Annotated in this window: 22 protein-coding genes; 14 read left to right on the top strand and 8 right to left on the bottom strand. The window is 36.0% G+C overall.

All coding sequences use genetic code 11. The features are described from left to right. Positions 1-78 precede the first annotated feature (78 nt). Positions 79-480, bottom strand: a complete 402-nt coding sequence (locus tag ASC84_RS03060; RefSeq protein WP_056511622.1) for a hypothetical protein — start codon at positions 478-480, stop codon at positions 79-81. 80 nt (positions 481-560) lie between these two features. Beyond that, positions 561-887 (bottom strand): hypothetical protein, encoded by a 327-nt coding sequence (locus ASC84_RS03065; protein WP_056511624.1) that lies wholly within the window; start codon positions 885-887, stop codon positions 561-563. Between the two features lie 88 nt (positions 888-975). On the opposite strand from ASC84_RS03065, the gene xseA reads away from it, so the two are divergent. From xseA to ASC84_RS03080, 3 genes are read left to right on the top strand one after another with little or no spacing between them, the layout of a single operon-like run. Further along, positions 976-2,238 carry an exodeoxyribonuclease VII large subunit gene (gene xseA, locus ASC84_RS03070; RefSeq protein ID WP_056511627.1) on the top strand — a complete coding sequence of 421 codons (1,263 nt, stop codon included), beginning with the start codon at positions 976-978 and terminating at the stop codon, positions 2,236-2,238. Next, positions 2,231-2,425 carry an exodeoxyribonuclease VII small subunit gene (gene xseB, locus ASC84_RS03075; RefSeq protein WP_004719830.1) on the top strand — a complete coding sequence of 65 codons (195 nt, stop codon included), beginning with the start codon at positions 2,231-2,233 and terminating at the stop codon, positions 2,423-2,425. The genes xseA and xseB overlap by 8 nt, the downstream gene beginning before the upstream one ends. A gap of 43 nt (positions 2,426-2,468) precedes the next feature. Further along, positions 2,469-3,416 (top strand): hypothetical protein, encoded by a 948-nt coding sequence (locus ASC84_RS03080; RefSeq protein ID WP_004719828.1) that lies wholly within the window; start codon positions 2,469-2,471, stop codon positions 3,414-3,416. Positions 3,417-3,542: 126 nt separating this feature from the next. Here ASC84_RS03080 and pepN read toward each other — a convergent pair whose 3' ends face one another. Beyond that, the gene (pepN, locus tag ASC84_RS03085) at positions 3,543-6,152 is read right to left on the bottom strand and encodes an aminopeptidase N (protein ID WP_056511629.1); all 2,610 of its coding nucleotides are present in this window, start codon (positions 6,150-6,152) and stop codon (positions 3,543-3,545) included. A 205-nt stretch (positions 6,153-6,357) separates the two neighbouring features. Here pepN and ASC84_RS03090 point away from each other — a divergent pair, with 205 nt between their 5' ends. The 5 genes from ASC84_RS03090 (at position 6,358) to dsbG (ending at position 10,805) form a co-directional block, all read left to right on the top strand. Continuing rightward, positions 6,358-6,600, top strand: coding sequence for a hypothetical protein (locus ASC84_RS03090; protein ID WP_227515084.1), 243 nt, complete (start codon positions 6,358-6,360; stop codon positions 6,598-6,600). A gap of 27 nt (positions 6,601-6,627) precedes the next feature. Further along, the gene (locus tag ASC84_RS03095) at positions 6,628-7,059 is read left to right on the top strand and encodes a hypothetical protein (protein ID WP_056511631.1); all 432 of its coding nucleotides are present in this window, start codon (positions 6,628-6,630) and stop codon (positions 7,057-7,059) included. Between the two features lie 68 nt (positions 7,060-7,127). After that, positions 7,128-9,158, top strand: coding sequence for a protein-disulfide reductase DsbD (gene dsbD / locus ASC84_RS03100; RefSeq protein WP_056511634.1), 2,031 nt, complete (start codon positions 7,128-7,130; stop codon positions 9,156-9,158). 9 nt (positions 9,159-9,167) lie between these two features. After that, positions 9,168-9,998 carry a TlpA disulfide reductase family protein gene (locus ASC84_RS03105; RefSeq protein ID WP_056511637.1) on the top strand — a complete coding sequence of 277 codons (831 nt, stop codon included), beginning with the start codon at positions 9,168-9,170 and terminating at the stop codon, positions 9,996-9,998. 57 nt (positions 9,999-10,055) lie between these two features. Then, positions 10,056-10,805 carry a thiol:disulfide interchange protein DsbG gene (gene dsbG, locus ASC84_RS03110; RefSeq protein WP_004719809.1) on the top strand — a complete coding sequence of 250 codons (750 nt, stop codon included), beginning with the start codon at positions 10,056-10,058 and terminating at the stop codon, positions 10,803-10,805. Between the two features lie 124 nt (positions 10,806-10,929). Here dsbG and hpaR read toward each other — a convergent pair whose 3' ends face one another. The 3 genes from hpaR to ASC84_RS03125 all read right to left on the bottom strand — a co-directional run bounded on the left by hpaR (position 10,930) and on the right by ASC84_RS03125 (position 12,802). After that, positions 10,930-11,361, bottom strand: coding sequence for a homoprotocatechuate degradation operon regulator HpaR (hpaR, locus tag ASC84_RS03115; RefSeq protein ID WP_056511640.1), 432 nt, complete (start codon positions 11,359-11,361; stop codon positions 10,930-10,932). A gap of 702 nt (positions 11,362-12,063) precedes the next feature. Further along, positions 12,064-12,444, bottom strand: coding sequence for a hypothetical protein (locus tag ASC84_RS03120; RefSeq protein ID WP_056511642.1), 381 nt, complete (start codon positions 12,442-12,444; stop codon positions 12,064-12,066). A 19-nt stretch (positions 12,445-12,463) separates the two neighbouring features. After that, on the bottom strand, positions 12,464-12,802 hold the full coding sequence (locus ASC84_RS03125; protein WP_056511917.1) for a hypothetical protein: 339 nt from the start codon (positions 12,800-12,802) through the stop codon (positions 12,464-12,466). Positions 12,803-12,939: 137 nt separating this feature from the next. Here ASC84_RS03125 and ASC84_RS03130 point away from each other — a divergent pair, with 137 nt between their 5' ends. Further along, complete coding sequence (locus ASC84_RS03130; RefSeq protein ID WP_056511645.1) at positions 12,940-13,479, top strand: LexA family transcriptional regulator; 540 nt, start codon at positions 12,940-12,942, stop codon at positions 13,477-13,479. A gap of 107 nt (positions 13,480-13,586) precedes the next feature. Beyond that, complete coding sequence (locus ASC84_RS03135) at positions 13,587-14,789, top strand: winged helix-turn-helix domain-containing protein (RefSeq protein WP_056511647.1); 1,203 nt, start codon at positions 13,587-13,589, stop codon at positions 14,787-14,789. A 132-nt stretch (positions 14,790-14,921) separates the two neighbouring features. On the opposite strand, the gene ASC84_RS03140 is transcribed toward ASC84_RS03135, so the two are convergent. Continuing rightward, a complete protein-coding gene (locus ASC84_RS03140; RefSeq protein WP_056511919.1) occupies positions 14,922-15,140 on the bottom strand; it encodes a hypothetical protein in 219 nt (72 codons plus the stop codon). A 351-nt stretch (positions 15,141-15,491) separates the two neighbouring features. Between ASC84_RS03140 and ASC84_RS03145 the strand changes: the two genes are divergently transcribed. From ASC84_RS03145 to accC, 4 genes are all read left to right on the top strand, one after another. Beyond that, positions 15,492-16,808: a Y-family DNA polymerase gene (locus tag ASC84_RS03145; protein ID WP_056511649.1), complete on the top strand. Its 1,317-nt coding sequence runs from the start codon at positions 15,492-15,494 to the stop codon at positions 16,806-16,808. A 235-nt stretch (positions 16,809-17,043) separates the two neighbouring features. After that, the gene (aroQ, locus tag ASC84_RS03150; protein ID WP_004719793.1) at positions 17,044-17,499 is read left to right on the top strand and encodes a type II 3-dehydroquinate dehydratase; all 456 of its coding nucleotides are present in this window, start codon (positions 17,044-17,046) and stop codon (positions 17,497-17,499) included. 17 nt (positions 17,500-17,516) lie between these two features. Then, a complete protein-coding gene (locus ASC84_RS03155; RefSeq protein WP_004719790.1) occupies positions 17,517-17,936 on the top strand; it encodes a biotin/lipoyl-containing protein in 420 nt (139 codons plus the stop codon). 16 nt (positions 17,937-17,952) lie between these two features. Next, positions 17,953-19,317: an acetyl-CoA carboxylase biotin carboxylase subunit gene (accC, locus tag ASC84_RS03160; protein WP_004719789.1), complete on the top strand. Its 1,365-nt coding sequence runs from the start codon at positions 17,953-17,955 to the stop codon at positions 19,315-19,317. A 114-nt stretch (positions 19,318-19,431) separates the two neighbouring features. Here accC and ASC84_RS03165 read toward each other — a convergent pair whose 3' ends face one another. Next, positions 19,432-19,920, bottom strand: a complete 489-nt coding sequence (locus ASC84_RS03165) for a hypothetical protein (protein WP_056511653.1) — start codon at positions 19,918-19,920, stop codon at positions 19,432-19,434. Positions 19,921-20,128 lie beyond the last annotated feature (208 nt).

The raw sequence follows: 20,128 nt of genomic DNA on the forward strand, positions 1-20,128 counted from the left end.
TGGGGAAGTGGGTTATTAAAATAATATATCAGTTGATTATGATGTATGAGAATTTATCTTTAAATGAAATTTTAAAGTTTACTTATCTAAACAAGTATCTTCAATCAACTTACTGCCCTGTGGAAATTTAGTTACAGTTCTATAAGTTTCAATAAGATCTGCATTGTAATCATAATATCCTGTATACAAGAAAATTTTTCTAACTTCGCAGTCGTGATAACCAATCATTTTGATATAATTTTGAAGCTCATATTCCCTACCAAATATTATTCTAGTAACAATCACTTTATATTTAGGTTGATCTAAATCTGTTTCTCGTTCTGCGATTAATTTATCATTTTCAGGATACCGAGCATGATCACGATCAAAATATTCTTTGAATTTCTCTATATTTAATTTTTTATCAAAAATTGGCATTATTGGATCTGCATAACAAAGCTGTGATATCCATAAAAGAAATAAAAAAAGGATTTTTTTCATAATTTATAATTTTTTGAATGCTCTATAAAAGAAGTTTAGCTTATATAAAATTAAAGCCCATCCATTGATGAGCCTTTCAGCTATTTGGTTTGTTTCGGGTCAATTTTATAACAATCGGTTCGCATCTTCGGTGAGAGTGTATTGCTGTTAAGCATACTCATCCCATTCTGACTCTGATATCTAAAGCGATCATAATCACTCATTGTTGATGTAATGTTACTGACATCTGCTCCATATCCCATACAATGCGCATGATTACTTTCTAAATCATAACTGGTACAAGATACCAAGAAAAAAAAGCTAATAAATATTAATGATTTCACTTGTGTTTTTACTTTAAAGACTAAAAAATACTTTGGTTTAAGTAGATGTTGATAACGCCCGTCTACATCATAAAAATATGCCATATCCGATGTATAAGATCAATATATCTTCACCGTCTTGAGTCACCATGTTATATACTATTTTAGATAAATTTACCGTAATTACCTTTGTATGTCTGACTTACAGCTTTCCTTAAGCGAATACCTTGCAACTGTTCAAGAAGTTATACGTGTAACTTTTGATGAAGCAATATGGGTAAAAGCTGAGATTAGAAATCTAAGCATCAAGGGCGGCCACTACTACTTAGAACTTGCAGAAAAGGAAGAAGATTCAGATAAAGTCATTGCCAGTTGTAAGGCAACAATCTGGAAATTCTCTGCTGCCAAAATGGTATTAAAGTTTGAACGAGAAAGTGGTGTTGAACTCTCTCGTGATCTCAATGTACTGATTAAAGTGAAAGCTGTATTTAGTCCCCAATACGGTTTTTCAGTCAATATTGAAGCAATAGATTCAAGTTATACCCTAGGTGATATCGCACGGCGTTATCAACAAATTTTAGAAAGACTGACTAGCGAAGGTCTACTCAATAAAAATAAATTACTGCCTGCCCCATTTGATATTCAAAATGTGCTCGTCATTGCTCCTGAAAATGCTGCTGGCTTGGGTGACTTTAAGAAAGATGCTGATGCTCTCGATCAAGCTGGGGTTTGTCATTTTGTCTATCATTCAGCAACGTTTCAGGGGAACACTGCAGCGACAAGTATTTCTGAAGCTTTAGCAAATGCATTACGACAATGGGCGAAAGACCTCAATACACCACCAGATCTTATTGTGATTATTCGTGGTGGAGGTGCAGTCAATGATCTGGCCTATCTCAATGACTACAATCTCGCTGCACTACTTTGCAAACGCTCTGTTCCGATCTGGGTAGGTATAGGCCATGAAAAAGATAGAACCATTTTAGATGAAGTGGCAAACCGTTCTTTTGATACACCAAGTAAAGTGATTGGAGGTATTCGAAATCTAATCGTAGAGCGCACCCAAGACGTGCTAGATTCTCTACATAAGATTAAACTGTTATCTCAGCATCAAATTACTGCTTATCAAAGCCAGAATGATCAGTACATCAAAGTCATTAAAACGCTTTCTCAAGGGCAGATCAATGAGGCAAATAAAAGCTTAGATTTGATGAAAGGTACTGTTCAGTATTTGGCACAGCAACTGATTAAATTGGCATCCAATCAAGTTGAATCACTCATGCGTGAAACGCTTTTGCAAAATCCACGTCATGTGATGGCCAAAGGTTATGCTATTGTCCGTAGTGATGGTAAAGCCATTCGTTCTATTCAACAAATTTCAACTGATCACATCCAAGTAGAGTTATTGGATGGTACGATTAACGCAAATGTGACACAGGTATTAAGCAATGGCTAAACAAGATTTAACATTTAAAGAAGGTTATGACGTTCTAAAGAAAAATGTAGAATTATTAGAATCTCAAGAAGAACCTGATATTGATAATTTAATGAAGATTGTGGAAGAATCCATGTCTGCATATAAAGCCTGTAAGTCACGTGTAGATGCTGTGCAACAGGCTCTAAATGAGACTTTTAAAGAGTAAATTACAAATCAGATAGAATATTAAACAAAAAAGAGAAATTACATTGAAAACAAATTTTAGCGTAGATTTAGCTCTACTTTTTACAGCCTTATCTATATTTTTATATGCATGTGGTTTTTTTTATATTAAAAATTATGTTGGATATTTTGGCTATTCCCATCATTCATTGGGCTATGATTTTCAAAACTACTTAATCATTGGTGGATTGCAAGGTGTAAAGGGATTAATGTTTAGCTTTTTCCTTTTACTTTTAATATCTTTAGCAAATACATTGACAAACAAAAATATTAGTAAGTCTTTTATAAAAGGTGGGCTTTATATTGCTACTTTTTTATTTGTATTAATGTTTAATATACTATTTTATACAACAATAAAACCTTTTTTATTTATTTTAAGAAAAATTTATTACATCATATCCATTTTTTCAAATTTTCTTTATCAAAAATTCCCAGTTCCTTGTCATTATATTGAAATAGTAGTTATAACTATCATCTTATTATTAGGTTTGTTTTTTGCATTAATTTCATATCCATTAAAACTATTGTTTAAAAAAACCCATAATACTTCTAAAAATGAAATTAACTGGAACGACTCTATTGATACACAAAACATAGACAAAGGCTTTAAAGAAATTATTTATTATTATGCTTATCTGGTTGTTTTTTATTTATTAATTTTAGTAACTGTATTTTATTTGGCAGGTATTGAAAAGAAAGGAACTTCAGATGCTATAAATCAATTCATTTACTCAGATACTAATAGTATTTCAATAAAAGATGATAGTATTGATTATTTATTTAAATCAAAAAAATTAACCAATCCGAAATTTTTAAATGTTAAATTTATGACATGCGGAACAAATAAATGCTTGATATTAATAGATTCAAACAAGAAGATAGACATTAGCTTCACAAAACAAGGATTAATAATTTTTAAAAACCCTTATTTTTACAAAACGATTTCAAACTCGGACTACACACTAATTGATTAACTTTTTTATCAATAGTTCGTAATATACATATTAATAGGTTCAACAACTTTATAAACATACTATTTCTCCTATAAAAATAAGAGAAATAGCACTACAAATATAATTAAATCAAAAAATTATAAGCCATTAAACACTTAACATACTATTTAAGGTTTCACTGACATTTTTTGATTTCACTTGAGATTTTAATCCTTCAAGTGCGGCTTTTACTTCACTTCGTTGTGCTTCAGCTAATGTATACCAGCGTGTAAGGACTTGAAGTAAACGAGAGCCAACAATTGGATTCTTTTCATCCAAATACTTCGCCAAATCGACAAAATGCTGAACACCAAAACTCCATGCATTGACAGGATTGGCATTTAAACCACCACTCACTGAACGAATACGGTTAGGTGTACCTAAATCATAATCAGGATGTGAAGTTAAATACTGAATCGTTTCAGACGTTGCTTTCGGATGCGCTGCTTGAATCATAAACCATTGATCTAATGACAATGCTTCATCCTTAAAGCGCTTATAGAAATCCTCTAAGGCTGCTTTTGCTTGTGGAGCATCATTCCATACCAATACTTTAAGTGCCCCAAGTCGCTCAGACATATTCACAGAATTTTCATACTGTGCATAAGCCAAATCAAATACTACTGTATCCCCCTGACGCGCCATAAAACTCAACATGATATTTTTTAGAGCACGGACACCCATTGCTTGTGAAAATTCATTTTGTGAATCTGGATCAAGTGATAAATACGTTTCTTTAACAAAGTCACCCAAGACTTTTGCTAATTGATTCAACAAGGCTTCACGTGCTTCATTTACAATCAAAGGATTATAATCTTGGTCGATACGACTACCCAAATAACCTTCACTTGGGACATCAAATAAGCGTGACGCCAATAGCGGGTCTTTTTCAATTACACTTGGTAAGGTCTGTTTAATTGCATCTACATAAATTTGAGCATCATGACCATTAAGCAAAATACGCTCAAGCAAAGTCTGTGTGGCTTGCCACTGGTTAAAACCATTGGTTTCATATTGTAATAAGAAGGCAAGTTCTTCATCTGAATAGTTAAATTCAAGATTTACCGGTGCTGAGAAATTACGTAATAAAGATGCTACAGGCTTTTCGGTCACGCCTGTAAATTCAATGCTTGCTTCTGTTTGATCAAACAAATACACCCCATCTTTTACCCCATTTTCAAATAAGGCCTCAGAATGCAAGGTGTACTGCTCACCTGTTTCTGCATTAAACAATGCTAAAGCCACAGGAATAGGTACAGCTTTTAAATTTGGATATTTAGGATGGGGTTTTAAACTTTGTTTAAAGCTTAAACGATAAGTTTGAGTACTCGCATCATATTCACCTTTCGCTTCAAGCTTTGGCGTTCCTGGTTGGTTATACCAGATTAAAAATGCAGATAAATCGACACCTGAACCCGCAGTTAAGGCAGCAACCCAATCTTCAACAGTGACCGCTTGACCATCATGACGTTGAAAATATTCATCGGTTCCCTTACGGAATTTTTCCTTGCCCAATAAAGTTGACATCATGCGGTTAATTTCCGCACCTTTCTCATACACTGTCGCAGTATAGAAGTTATTGATTTCCACAAAATGATCTGGGCGTGGCGGATGCGATAATGGGCCTGCATCTTCTGGGAATTGATGCGCTTTAAGCACCGCAACATCGTCGATACGTTGTACTGCAGCCGATTGTAAATCTTCTGAAAAAGACTGATCACGGAAAACTGTTAAGCCTTCTTTTAAACACAATTGGAACCAATCACGGCAAGTAATACGGTTACCTGTCCAATTATGGAAATATTCATGAGCAATTACAGACTGTACACGCATGATTGCGGCATCAGTGGTATATTCTTCATCAGCAAGCACACATGATGTATTGAAAATATTTAAACCTTTATTTTCCATTGCGCCCATATTGAACTGACTGGTTGCCACAATCATATAATTGTCTAGATCGTATGCACGTCCATAATGTTCTTCATCCCAACGCATAGAATGCTTTAACGCTTCCATCGCAATATGACATTTTGGGATATCTTTTTCTTCTGCATAGATTTCTAAAGCCACATCACGACCTTCTGAAGTGGTATAACGGTCTTTTAAAACCGCTAAATCACCAATCACACAGGCAAATAAATAGGCTGGTTTTTTAGTTGGATCTTCCCAAATGGTATAATGGCGTTCATCACCAGTTTTACCCGCTTCAATCAAGTTACCATTTGCCAAAAGCACAGGATATTTATTATCAGCTTCTACACGAGTGGTAAACACAGATAAGACATCTGGACGGTCAGGATAGAACGTAATTTTACGGAAACCTTCTGGCTCATTTTGAGTGACAAATAAATCACTCCCCGCAAGATATAATCCTTCGAGTTGTGTATTGGTTTCAGGATGAATGACCACAGATGTTTCAACGATGGCTTCATCTGGCGCATTGGCAATTACCAGTTGCTCAGAATCAAGCTTATACTCACTTTTAGTAAGCTGCTTACCATTAATAGAAATTGATTTAAGCTCAAGATCGCGTCCAAGCAATACCATATCTCCTGCTGCTTGGCGTTTCATGACTAATTTGCTGTTTACATTGGTATGGTCATCATAAACTTGAATATCGAGATTGATTGAATCTACAACATATGAAGGTTTTTGATAATCTTTTAAATATATAGTTTGATCTGCTTCAACTACTGGGTTTGCCGCGATATTCATATGATGTCCTAATCCTATTGTTGAGCTTCGACTTGTTATCGTGAGCTTGATCATCAATCAAATTTCACAAAGTGTCTGTTCTGTACTGTTGACTAATTTCTATATGGGTCTAGTTGAAATTAATTTCAATTGTTGGAATGCAAAAAACGTGCGAGATGGCCTATATTTATACAACAATTTATCCTGTAAATTAGAAATGATGCTTATGAAAATTAATGCAATAAAAACCAAACAAGATTTTTTAACATTTTTAGATAATCTCAAACAAGATCATCTTGAAAATATTCAACAATGGGAAAATAAAGATTTGCAAAGTTTTTTAACAGCAATGCACAATTGGGTGGTAGATATGGAGGGTTTTTATGCAAATACTCAGCAGCCACAACCAGAGCACATCCCATGGAAAATTTTTGCAGATATTTTAATGGCTGGAAAAATCTATGAATAATAACAAGAAAAACTTTGAGGAAAATATATGAAATCGCTTAGGCTATTTATAACGGTAATGTGTCTTCTCCCTTTGCCTGTTTATGCAAAGCAAACTACCCCATATTTTTGCTTTAAGGAAAGTCAAAACAATAATCTTCTGCTTATTTCTGAGGAAGAATTTCCAAAAGTTAAAACAGTTCAATATTATCCTTATATGAAAAAAATCTCGTTAAAGTTTACCCACTATGATGCTGTTGATACAGCACAAGGTAGACCAAGTGAATTTCACGATTTCTATAAAGAAATAATCAATCAGAAAGAAACAGGAACTTATGAAATCGTTTATCAAGGTGCTGTGCTTTACAATGTCAATTACACCAGCAAAAAAACCAAGAAAATGACCCAATTCGACAGACTCTATCCTGATGATGGACAAATTTTTCAAAAACTTAAGCAAAATGGAGCTGAATGCTTTTAACGGTATTTTTACAAAGAAAAACTTAGAATAATGCCTTCTTTATCTGAAATTATGGATAATGGCTGTAAATGAAACAAAGATATGGAATTATGAAGTTGCGAACCTTGCTCAGTGTATGTGGTTTTACTTTGTTGAGTCTAAGTACCATCAGCCACGCAAATCCTGAGTTTCTCCCCCCAGATCAAGCTTTTCAATTCTCTGCTGAATCAATTTCAGAAAATAAAGCACAATTGAAATGGACAGTTGCACCTCACTATTACCTTTATCATGATCAATTTAAAGTAACAGTCAACAATAAAGCTGTACCTTTAAGCCTCCCAAAAGGTCATATCAAAGATGATCCAACCTTTGGGAAAACAGAAGTTCATTATGAAAATGTGACTACACAGATTCAGGTCAAACCAAATTCACAATATTTAGTGATGTATCAGGGTTGTTCTGCGGATGGTTTATGTTATCCATTACAAAGAAAAACTATTGCAACTGATGCAGATGGCTTATTACCACAAAGCAATACATCGTCTAAGCACCTATTCAATAATAATTCAAATAGCACATTACTCAACCAGTCTGATAATGTTCCAACTCAAGATAAAAAACTCAAAGAAAGCACTGAAACTAAAGTCAATTCAACTGTTGAAAAACCAGTTCCAAACAAAGCATTGGATGATCAAACCACTCAGCTTGGACAAAAAACTGCCAATGAAGCAGACAACACTGCAAATCCAATTGATCTCAACGCTTCTGCTGCAAGCAGCAATGCAATTACAGATACGGAAAATTCTGCTGATTTAAATAGCAATACGGACACTAAAGACAATACATCGTCATTACAATGGAATGATGATCAATCATTCTTTAAACTATTGTCTAAAGATTCTCTGTTTCTAAATTTATTGGTGTTTTTCGGTTTAGGTATTTTACTGGCGTTTTTACCTTGCTCGCTGCCACTTATTCCAATTCTCTCTGGCATCATCATTCAGCGCGCGAAAGGTTATAAAGCTGTTGTGATTGCCTTGTGTTTTGTAGTGAGTATGGCGGTGGTTTACGCCATTATGGGGATTGTGGTTGCTGAAATTGGTTATAGCTTTCAACGTTGGTTCCAAAGCCCTTGGATCGTTTCATTATTTGCAGTTTTATTTGTTGTATTAGCTTTAAATTTATTTGGTCTATATCAATTAAACTTACCGCAATTCATCACCAATAAATTAAGTCATCTGCAAAATAATCAAAAAGCTGGGACAGTGCTCGGTGCTGTGATTATGGGTGCATTATCAGCACTCATTGTTGGCCCTTGTATGAGTGCCCCACTTGCTGGTGCATTATTATTTGTTTCACAAACTCAAAGTGCTGTGTTAGGTGGCTTGTACTTATTTATTCTCGGTCTAGGTATCGGTTTACCTTTATTTATCGCCAGTGTATTTGGTTCTAAATTATTACCAAAACCAGGTAAATGGATGGATCGGATTAAAGTCAGTTTTGGCTTTATTATGCTGATGGTTGCATTGTACTTTATTCGCCCTATGCTGCCTTCGACTGTGTATGCTGCAATTTTTGCCTTGCTGTGTATCGCATTGGCAATCTATCTCTTTGTTGCTCTACGTGACAGTGAAAAAACGGTTAATAAAGTTATTCTTGCCATTATTGCTATTGCCAGTTTAGTGGCTGGTTTTTGGAATATTCAACAAAGTTATTCTGCTTATCAAATTCAACATAGCCAAACAGAACATTTAGTTTGGAACAAAGTGACCACAGCTGAACAATTAGAACAGGCTTTGGTCAATGCCAAACAGCAAGGCAAACCAATCATTATTGATGTCTATGCAGACTGGTGTGTGGCGTGTCAACCGATTGAGAAAGAAGTATTCCCACGTACAGATGTACAAGAGGCATTGAAAAACTTCACACTCATCCAATTAGACTTAACGGAATACAACGCCTCACAAGACATCATTTTAAAACAACGTGAAATTTTAGGTCCGCCAACCATGCTGTTTTTAAATAGCCATGCACAAGAAATCCGTGAATTGCGCTTTACAGGTACCTTCTCAGCACCACAACTTATTCAACAAACTGAAAAAATACACACAGGACGTTAAGAACTCTCCATGATCACTGCACAAGCAATTCATTTAGGACCGATTATGTTGCCATGGGGATTAACCATCCTCATGCTTGCGATACTGATGAGTGTGTTAATTGGAAAGTTTAGCTTTCAATATTTTAGCATTTCAAATTTACAATGGGCTGCGTTTAAAGACTCGATTTGGTCTGCATTCTTGGTTGGCTTGTTATCTGCACGAGCCGGCTTTGTCTTACTCAATTTAGATGTTTATTTAGAGCATCCAATTGAAATATTGAAGATTCAAGATAAAGGTTTTCATCTTTATGTGGGAATTGCTTGCGCTGGGCTATGGATGGTTTGGAAAAATCGATCTCTAAAGAAAAGCTTTATTGCACTATTCTTTGCAGCTTTTGCCCTGTTTTTCATTTCAGGTCAATATTTCTATCAACAGGTACAATTGCAATACCAACAATTTCCTCAAGTCAATTTAGTGAATCTTCAACAAGAGCATGTTGAGCTGACTCAGTTCCTCGGCAAACCCACAGTAATTAATCTTTGGGCCAGTTGGTGTCCGCCATGCAGACGTGAAATGCCAGTTTTAAATGATGCTCAACAAAGATATACCAATGTGCAATTTGTCTTTATTAATCAGAATGAAGATGCCAAAACTGTGCAAACGTATTTGCAACAACACAAACTTAATTTGCATTGGGCTCTACTGGACTTTGACGGTGTAACGGCACAAAAAATGGGAATGTTTGGCTTACCCAGCACCTTATTTTTTAATGCACAAGGCAAATTAATCGATACACATATGGGGGAACTTACCCATGCTGCACTTCACCAAAAAGTTCAAAGGATAGTTTCGGAATAATCTGTTTCATTGGCATTGATTAAAGAATTATTGCTTTTAACCTTAGGAGTCATCTTGATGATTGATTTAAAAACACTCGGTATTTATTCGCTTGGTTTGGTATTAAGTGGCTCTTTGTTTGCTGCTGATGCAAATTTCCTTAAAAATAAATTGGAAAAAGAAGGTTATAACTTTGTTAAGCAAATAGATGCACCCGAGGGTTTAGAAGGTTGGACGGGCTATAAAGATGAATATCCATCGACAATCTTTATTTCAAAAGATCAAAAGCACTATATCGTTGGTGACCTATTTAATGCTTCAGGAAAAAATTTAACAGAAGAAGCGATTAACACCCATGTTAAAGGTGCAGTATTAGATGAAATTTGGAAAAGCCTAGAAAAATCAACTTGGATTCAAGACGGCGATAGCAATGCGCCAAAAGTCGTTTATGTATTTAATGACCCAAACTGCCCCTACTGTCATACCTTTTGGCAACAAGCACGTCCCTATGTAGATTCAGGAAAAGTTCAATTACGTCATATTATGGTTGGAGTCATTCGTCCAAGCAGTAAAGGACAAGCCGCAACGATTTTAAACAATGCCAATCCTGCAGAAATTTTCAAACAATACAATTTAAGCAACGGTAAGAATAAATTGGTGGAAATGAAGAGTATTCCTAAGGCGTTATCTGAAAAGTTAGATGAAAATACCAAACTCATGGATAAATACGGTTTTTATGCTACTCCTGCAATGGTATGGAAAGATGCAAAAGGTGAAATTCAAAGCCAGCAAGGCGCACCGAAAGACATTAAAAAGTTATTTGATTAAACAATGATAAAAATGAGTGATTAAAACCCACTCATTTTTGATTAGGGTGTTTTGTATATTTAAAATGAATTGAGTGACATGCAATTTTACACTTCAACCCCTAAACCTTTGTTTTACTTTAAATTTATCGTGGTTTTATTGTTGAGAGATCGTTTAACAATTCCATAAGCTGCTGGACTTTCTCTGCACCATATTGTGTTTGAATATCTGTATAGCTTTCTTCCATTTTCACCGCTTGTGTCTCAAAGTATCTTTTACCTTCATCGCTCAGCTGAATCAAACTGACCCGTTGATCATGTAGGTCTTTTCGTTTCTTAATCAGATTTTGATCAAGCATACGATTTAAAATCCCCGTTAAACTGGGTCTTAAAATACATGCCAAATCAGCCAAGTGATTATTTTCAAGTTCATCATATTGATAAAGTACAGAAATCACACGCCATTGCTGCTCAGTCAAACCCATTTCATTTAAAATCGGTCTAAAATGCATCATTGTAGCTTCTCGCGCTTGTAACAAAGCTAAAGTCAGAGATGGCGATACGCAAATCGGTTTCATAAAAACCCTTCAAATAAAAATTTATAGAGATATTAATCACTTGATTAATTAAAGAATTTCTTCAATACATATATTACAATAACCTCACGATTTGACTGATGAGTGAATTCATACAAATCCATATTCTCTTGACTACTAAATGATAATAAAAAATTTATACTGCTCATGCGAACAATCTTACACTAACAACATCTGCGCAAAATAAAAATATTGTGGTAATGCTTTTTGCATATCATAAAAAATCATTAATAAAATGAATGACTCACTTTATTTATATGATTGTAGTATATAGCAAAATTTTCAGCTTTTGTTCAAGTGCTTCGGCCTGTTTGGCTTTATGCACGATCTTGAATTGCCCTTTTCTTCTTCTTTTTAAAATTCTGCGCAAAAACGAATGCTGGTTGATTTGTCTGTTTCTTTTTGAGTGGTTATTTTTCTTTTTAATCGTCTTGCTATCTTTTTCTGATATTCAGGCAAATAAAATTCATAAAAAATGCATTAAAAAACTCGCAATTAAGCGAGTTTAGGGTGCATCAATCATACAATTGACGCTTAAAGCCACACAAAATACAGACCAGGGAAAATCAAATCTTGTACTGCTTTAATGCGTCTATTATTGATCATTTTTTTAAAAACAACTTATCATTTTCAGCCAATTAAATATCATTTTCTGACTAAAATAAGGCTTAAATGACATTTTGTTTATTTCTTAATCGAACAAAATCGCTCAAGCGTCATTCCTGACTGCTCAATACTTTGCTTTTGTCGATCTAAAAAATTATTGGCAATCATCAACATCATGTTGGCCGTATTCAGTTCTAAATTTTCTATCGAAATCCTAGCAATCGCTTGATAAGCATCTAAACGTGAACAAAATGCTTGATGCTGTTCAATCGCAGTGATCGTGCTATGCGCTTCATCCAAGATATGTTTAGTTTCATTGACTTGATCAGTATAGGTTTGAATACATTGGTCATACTGTTCTTGGGTGAGTTTTTGCGTGGATGGTTCAGCAAAACTTTGCGTGCTCAATCCACTACTCAGAACAATACTGCAGAGGGTCAAAGTAAATCTATAGATCATGCTTGAGCAAACCTTTTATTTATAAAATATCTGCTTTCCATACATCTTCGTATTCATCAGCATCTATCATAAATCTAAAGCCTTGTTCCAAAGCCAGATAAGGGATCGCATCAGGAAAAACCTCTTCAAGCTCTTTTACACTGATCACATCAAAAAAATCTTCACCCTCTTCCAACTCACCACCATAAATAAACCATGACACATTTTCAGCATCAGGCTGTTTACGTAAACCCACGATCGGTTCTTTACTTAAGGTTTGCTTAGCGATAGCCACGAGATCTATTTCATTGACTTTGATATATCGAGAGTCAAATTCTTCACACACTAATTTCTGTTCTTCTACAAAATCTTGCAACATGTACATTTCCGAACGATTGGATTTTGTCAAATTGTAAGCCGACAGTTTGACAATCACAATCAATTCACCAAAAGAATCTTGCATCAGGCGTTTATTTTGTTAAACTTGATTATGTTACATTTTCAAGGTGAATCGTGATGCCGCCAAATTTAACTCCGCCATCGACGTTAAGTGATCGCTCTGTAAGGGAAAATTTTAAGACAATCAATTCTCTTATTTCTGTTATCGAGCCTATTTCAAAGCAAGATTTACGTACAATTGAATTTCGTAGCAACATCAGTATTCCCTATCCTTTGGAAACCGTTGCAGCAGGCTTTCCATCACCCGCTCAAGACTATACTGAAAAGAAAATTGATTTAAATGAACACTTAATTCATAACCCTATTGCAACCTTTATGTTAAAAGTTAACTCCTTATCAATGAAAAATGCAGGTATTGAAATTGGAGATGAAATTTTAATTGACCGTAGTCTAGAGGCTGAACACGGCGATGTTGTTTTGGCATTAATCAACAATGAATTTACAGTCAAACGCTTTATGCAAGTTAAAGTATCTACAGGAATTTATGATATTTGGCTCAAAGCAGAAAATCCTGATTTTCCAGATATTCACCCACACAGTGAAGAACAAATTATGATTTGGGGTGTTGTTACTTGTATTCTTAAAAAATTAAAATGATCATTGAACGTCATAGCCTTTGTTTGTGCTACTCATCTTCAAGCTTCATTTGCGATACCCACCTAGTAACCAAGACTCACTAAAAATAGGTTAAAAAAATAATTGTTATGATTGAATCACTAAGACGTCTGGCACTCTCTCATCAAGGCCTAATTTCACCTGCTTCCTTTGGTACAGGATTATCTGGAACACGCCATGCGATTGAACATCTTGGTTATGTTCAGATTGATACAATTTCTGTAGTAGAACGTGCCCACCACCATATTTTATGGAGCCGTGTTCCAGATTATCAGCAAAGCCACTTAAATCAACTGGTCAAACAGCAGCATATTTTTGAATATTGGTTTCATGCAGCATCCTATTTACCAATGCAAGATTATCGCTATGCACTTCCTCATATGACATCGATTAGAAATGGTGAGCATCGTTATTTTAATCGCGGTGATCAAGCTTTTATGAATGAGATTCTGGCTCGGGCGAAAGCTGAAGGCAGTATTCGATTACGCAACATTGAACAAGGCAATAAGCAAAATTCAGGGGGCTGGTGGAACTCAAGTTTAGCGCGTCGTTCGATTGAGCAATTGTTTATGCAAGGCGATTTGATGATTTCTGAACGTAATGGTATGGAAAAAGTCTATCAACTGACCGAATATTGTATCCCAAGTCATCTTGATCTGAGTGTTCCTACACTAGAAGAATATGCCCGCTACTTGTTCAATACCACGCTCCGTGCACATGGCGTGTTTGCATGGAAGCAATTGTTGCATTTAAAAGTTGGGCAAAAGATTCGTGAGGCAATGCTTGACATCGTCAATGAACAATTAGATGCGGGCGTGATCACCACTTTAGCTCAATTAGGCAGTAGTGACAAAGAGAGTCAAAATCTTTATATCCAAACCGATGCCTTAGAGCAGATCCCCAATATTGAGTTAAAAGTCAAAATTCTCTCTCCTTTTGACAATCTGGTGATACATCGTGACCGTTTAAATACCCTGTTTAAATTTGATTATCGGTTGGAATGTTATGTGACGCCACCTAAACGTGTATTTGGATATTTTTGTTTACCTATTTTATATGGGGATCAAATTGTGGGACGTATCGATTGCAAAGCACATCGGGCAAAAAATCAATTTGAAGTCATCAGCCTACATCTTGAACCACAGCATCTCAATCATACTATTGCGGACCCAGCACATTTCTTTAGCGCACTAAACACTGAAATACACCATTTTGCCCAATTTAATCAATGTATAAATATAAATGAAGGTCTCCATAAAATCCTTGATCAAAGCAATAAACGATTCAAGTGATCAGCAACGTAAGCTTAAAATCAAGACACTTAAAAATGAAGAAGCTTAAAATTCAAAATAGCTAAAATGACAAAACGCCTCAGTTGAGGCGTTTTGTCATTTATAAGCTACGATTAAGATGAGTTCAAAGCCCTATTTTTGCTGAGGCTTGTGTTGGGTTTGCTGATTTTGTTGAGCCTGTTGGTTGGATTGTTGCTTTTGCTGGTTTTGTTGATTAGATTGTTGATCTTGCTGACTGTGTTGCTTCTGCTGCTGATTAGATTGGTTAGGTTGACCTTGTTGGTCGTTCTGCTGGTTTTGTTGCTGATTGTGTTGTTGATTCTGTTGAGAATTATGTTGTTGATTAGCCATTTTCATATCCATCCTTTTCAATATTGGGATATGCCGTACAAATCGACGACAACTGTTAATTTAGCCCTCTCAGTTTTCTATACAAGGATTGAGATGTTTCATTTTTCGACATTGTAAGCTGCAATTTAAGATATACCTTTTAAAAGAACCACTTCTCTATTCAGCATTTTTACTTAAATTACTTAAACCACTACGAAGCTCAACAGTGCTTAGTCAGTTTTGTCTCTCACTACATCGACTATTTAATCATCCAGCCCAAAGGATGAACAAATCCACACTAGATTTGATTTGAATTTATTTTAAACATCTTTTAATATTTCACTTGAATCTGTAACTTTTTCAAGACAGCCCATGAGCGAACAAATTTTTGCTTTGATCGACATTAACAATTGTTATGTCAGTTGCGAACGCGTATTTAACCCCAGTTTAAATAATAAGCCAGTTGTCGTCTTAAGCAATAATGATGGTTGTGTCGTTTCACGAAGCAATGAAGCCAAGGCGTTAAACATAGATATGGCAATCCCTTGGCATGAAGTTGAACAACAAGCTAAAAAAGCTGGGGTACTCGCCTTTTCAAGTAACTATGCTTTATATGGTGATTTTTCAGATCGTTTTTTTAAAATTTTAAAGATTTTTTTTAAAGATGAGGATTTGGAAGCCTACTCTATTGATGAATGTTTTATCAATCTCAGCTCTTACCAAGACTTATTCGATCTACAGGATTACTGTAGAAAGCTCATCAAAACCATCCAAAAATGGCTTGGTCTGCCCTGTTGCATTGGTATTGGCTATAGTAAAACCCAAGCCAAGCTTGCCAACAATTTTGCCAAGAAACGTGGAGGCTTTGATAGCGTCTGTGACCTGACTGGTTTAGATTTATGCAGTTTTGAAGGCCTACTGCTTGAAACCAGTGTTGCAGAAGTCTGGTGCGTTGGACGTAAAACCAGCAAACGGTTACAAGCTTATAATATTTATAATTGCTATGACTTAACTTTTGCCAATGAACATTACCTTGCACGCGAGTTTTCAGTGGTCATTGGACGCACCATTCGTGAGCTAAAAGGTCAATCCTGCATTGCTTTGGACGATGCAGACATTCCCTCCAAACGCATCCTTTCCTCACGCAGTTTTGCTTCTGCTCTAAACAATGTTGAGATTATCAAACAAGCCATTATTTTCCATGTCAATCGTGCACATCAACGACTGAGCAAGCAACGACAACTGTGTGCAGTTGTGCATGTTTCCTTATATGAAAAAGTTGCACAGGCGCCCTATAAAAAGGCACAAAGCAGTGTCATTGGTTTGATGTATGCAACAGACGATTTGATGATTTTAACCAAGTCAGCATTACAGCAAACTGATGTTTTATTTAAAGAAAATTTAAAGTATGTAAAAGTTGCTGTGATGTTCTCAGCACTGCATAGCAAAAGCCAGCACATCAATGACTTATGGCATCCTGTAGACTTTATTCAGCAACGTGATCAGCTTATGGATACGCTCTCAAGCATGAAACAACGCTTTGGCCCAGACTGTATACAAGTGGGTTATCATTCCAACCAAGAAACATGGAAAATGCGTCAGCAAAATCGGTCTCCAAGCTATACAACACGTTGTAGTGAGATCTTATCTATTGACGATAGCCATATGGCTGTTACACAAATCAAATGAATAGTTTTGGTCACTCAGTTTAAAATGAAGTCTCTGTAAAACATCTGCTAAAAATGTCATATTTTAACATTGCCATTTACAGACAAAATTAACATTATATAGCCCATACAAGGCACTGCGTTTCCGCGACGATTCAAAGAAAATATAAAGTATTTGTGGAAAAATATGCCATAATATGCAAACTTTGCAGACATCTTGCAATTTTTTTTGCGACTTTTGAATTGGAGCACTCTCAATGAGTTCGACCATTTTGGTCATTCACGGACCAAACTTAAACTTGCTAGGAAAGCGCGAACCTGAGGTCTATGGTCACCTCACATTGGATGACATTAACCAACAATTGAGTCTCCAAGCACGTCAAGCCAATATAAGTTTAGATACTTTTCAAAGCAACTGGGAAGGTGCTGTGGTCGATCGTATTCACCAAGCACAACAAGACGGCATAAAATTTATCATTATTAATCCTGCCGCGTTGACCCATACCTCAGTCGCTATACGTGATGCCCTACTTGGCGTTGCGATTCCATTTATTGAAGTACATCTTTCTAATGTTCATGCACGTGAAGCATTTAGACATCATTCTTATTTATCAGATAAAGCAGTTGGCGTCATTTGTGGTTTAGGTGCCAAAGGCTATTCTTTTGCACTTGATTTCGCCATCGAAAAACTTAAATCTTCAACCCAATCATAATTTAGGAATACGAACCCATGGATATTCGCAAAATTAAAAAGCTCATCGATTTGATGATCGAATCTGATCTTCAAGCAATTGAAGTGAAAGAAGGCGATCAATCGATTGCTTTAACTCGCCGTAATCCTGTGGTTGCTGCTGGTGTAGCACCTATTGCCCTCCCAACCGCTGAAGCGCCTGTAGTTAAAGCTGCCTCTCGTGGTGCAGTAGAAACGTCTCCAATGGTTGGTGTGTTCTATTCAGCACCAAGTCCGGGTGAAGCACCCTTTGTAAATGTAGGTCAAACTGTTTCTGCAGGTGAAACCCTCGGGATCATCGAAGCAATGAAAATTATGAACCCGATTGAAGCAACTCAAAGTGGTGTAGTTGAAGAAATTTTAGTAAAAAATGGTGATGTAATCCAGTTCGGTCAACCTTTATTCCGCTACCGCGCGTAATACCTCGGGGGTTGATATGTTGCAAAAAGTTTTAATTGCAAACCGAGGTGAGATTGCGTTACGCATCACTCGAGCTTGCAAAACTTTAGGAATCAAAACTGTCGGCATCTATTCAGATGCTGATAAAGATTTGATGCATTTACGTTTTTGTGATGAAGCAGTATGTATAGGTCCAGGTGCAAGTAGCGAAAGCTATTTAAACATTCCTGCCATTATTACCGCAGCAGAAATTACGGGCGCAGATGCCATCCATCCCGGTTATGGTTTCTTATCTGAAAATGCTGAATTTGCAGAAATTGTAGAAAACTCAGGCTTTATTTTCATTGGACCGCGTCCTGAACATATTCGTCTAATGGGAAATAAAGTTTCTGCAATTACGGCGATGCGTAAAGCGGGTGTACCAACAGTTCCTGGTTCAGCACATGCAGTGACACCCAACAATGCGTTGGCTGAAGCCAAAGAAATTGGTTTCCCGCTGATTGTAAAAGCTGCTTCAGGCGGTGGTGGTCGCGGAATGCGTATTGTTGAACGTGTCGATACATTACTTGAATCTGTTCAAGCTGCACAACGTGATGCTGAAATGTGGTTCGGTGATGATACGGTTTATATGGAACGTTTCCTGCAAAAACCACGTCATGTTGAAGTACAAGTTTTAGCAGATGGTAATGGTCAAGCGATTCATTTATATGATCGTGACTGTTCTTTACAGCGTCGCCATCAAAAAGTGCTTGAAGAAGCACCTGCACCGGGTTTACCAGAAGAAGCCCGCGCGCATATTCTTGAAGCTTGTGTCAATGCATGTAAGTTGATGCAATACCGTGGTGCTGGTACTTTTGAGTTCTTATTTGAAGATGGTGAATTCTTCTTTATCGAGATGAATACCCGTGTTCAAGTTGAGCATCCAGTGACAGAACAAGTGACTGGTGTAGATATTATTGAACAGCAATTACGTATCGCTGCTGGTCTAGGTTTAAATCTTCAACAAGAAGATATTAAAATCGAAGGTCATGCGATTGAATGCCGTATCAATGCAGAAGATCCGTCGACCTTCTTACCATCACCAGGTAAAATTGAATCATTTTATGCGCCAGGCGGTGCAGGTATCCGTTTAGATTCTCATATCTATCAAGGATATAGCATTCCTCCGTATTATGACTCAATGATCGCAAAGTTGATTTCTTATGGTAAAGATCGTGAAACTGCGATTGCCCGTATGAAACAAGCCTTAGATGAGATGATCTTAACTGGAATTAAAACCAATATTCCTTTACATAAAGATCTGATCCTTGAAGACAAAAACTTCTGTTCACAAGCAATGGATATTCACTATCTTGAAAAACACTTGTTAAAACAAGTTCAAGGTCATGAAAAAGATGCTTAATATGCATCCTCTAATCCAGTAAAAAACCAATAAAAAACCTCTGTAAAATCAGAGGTTTTTTATTTAAAAGCAAATGCTTGATTATTTACACAAGCATTGATGCTTTAAATCAACTTAAGGCAAGACTCTACGTAAAGTAGCAAAGCACTGATCGCCTTTGTCAGAAATACAAAAATTCAAGGTGTTATTATTAATCCACTTTACGAAATATTGGGTAACTTCACCAGACTGATCTTCTTTACGCCCCGAACAATCTGTTTCATTATTTTCATAGCGAATTTGCATGATTAATGCGGGTGGCTTCTCCAGCGTATTATCAGGTGAAGGCTGATAATCAAACAAACCGATTGACCACTCTTTGGCACTATTCACCACCACTTCATTGGAACCGCGGAAATTATAATATTCTGTACATTTCTTATTTTCTGGAATTTCCATGCCCCATAAGCCTAAAATTTCAGGGCGAGTATTTATACGAATTGTACTTGTGGTATTGGTTGCAGCCACAGTCGCAGGATTGGTTGCTTGAGGTTGAACTGTTTCAGCGCTAACGTAAGGTGAAAGGCTAAGCAATAAAGAAATTATAAGTGCTGTTTTTTTCATACCAAGTCTGTATGTAATATTTCATCAGACATAAATTAGCATAGATTTAGAATAAAACATGTAAAATTAACCATATATGAACAATCTTTATTGTTTATTCTAAGCAAAAATATTTTTGTGACAGGCTCGAATTAAGGTAACTAAAACTATTGATTTATCGATATAAATAGATATGATTACTTATTAATACCTTAGCAGAGCCAGATAA

The organism is Acinetobacter sp. Root1280 (genome assembly GCF_001425285.1).
In the GTDB taxonomy this organism is placed as follows: Bacteria; Pseudomonadota; Gammaproteobacteria; order Pseudomonadales; family Moraxellaceae; genus Acinetobacter; species Acinetobacter guillouiae.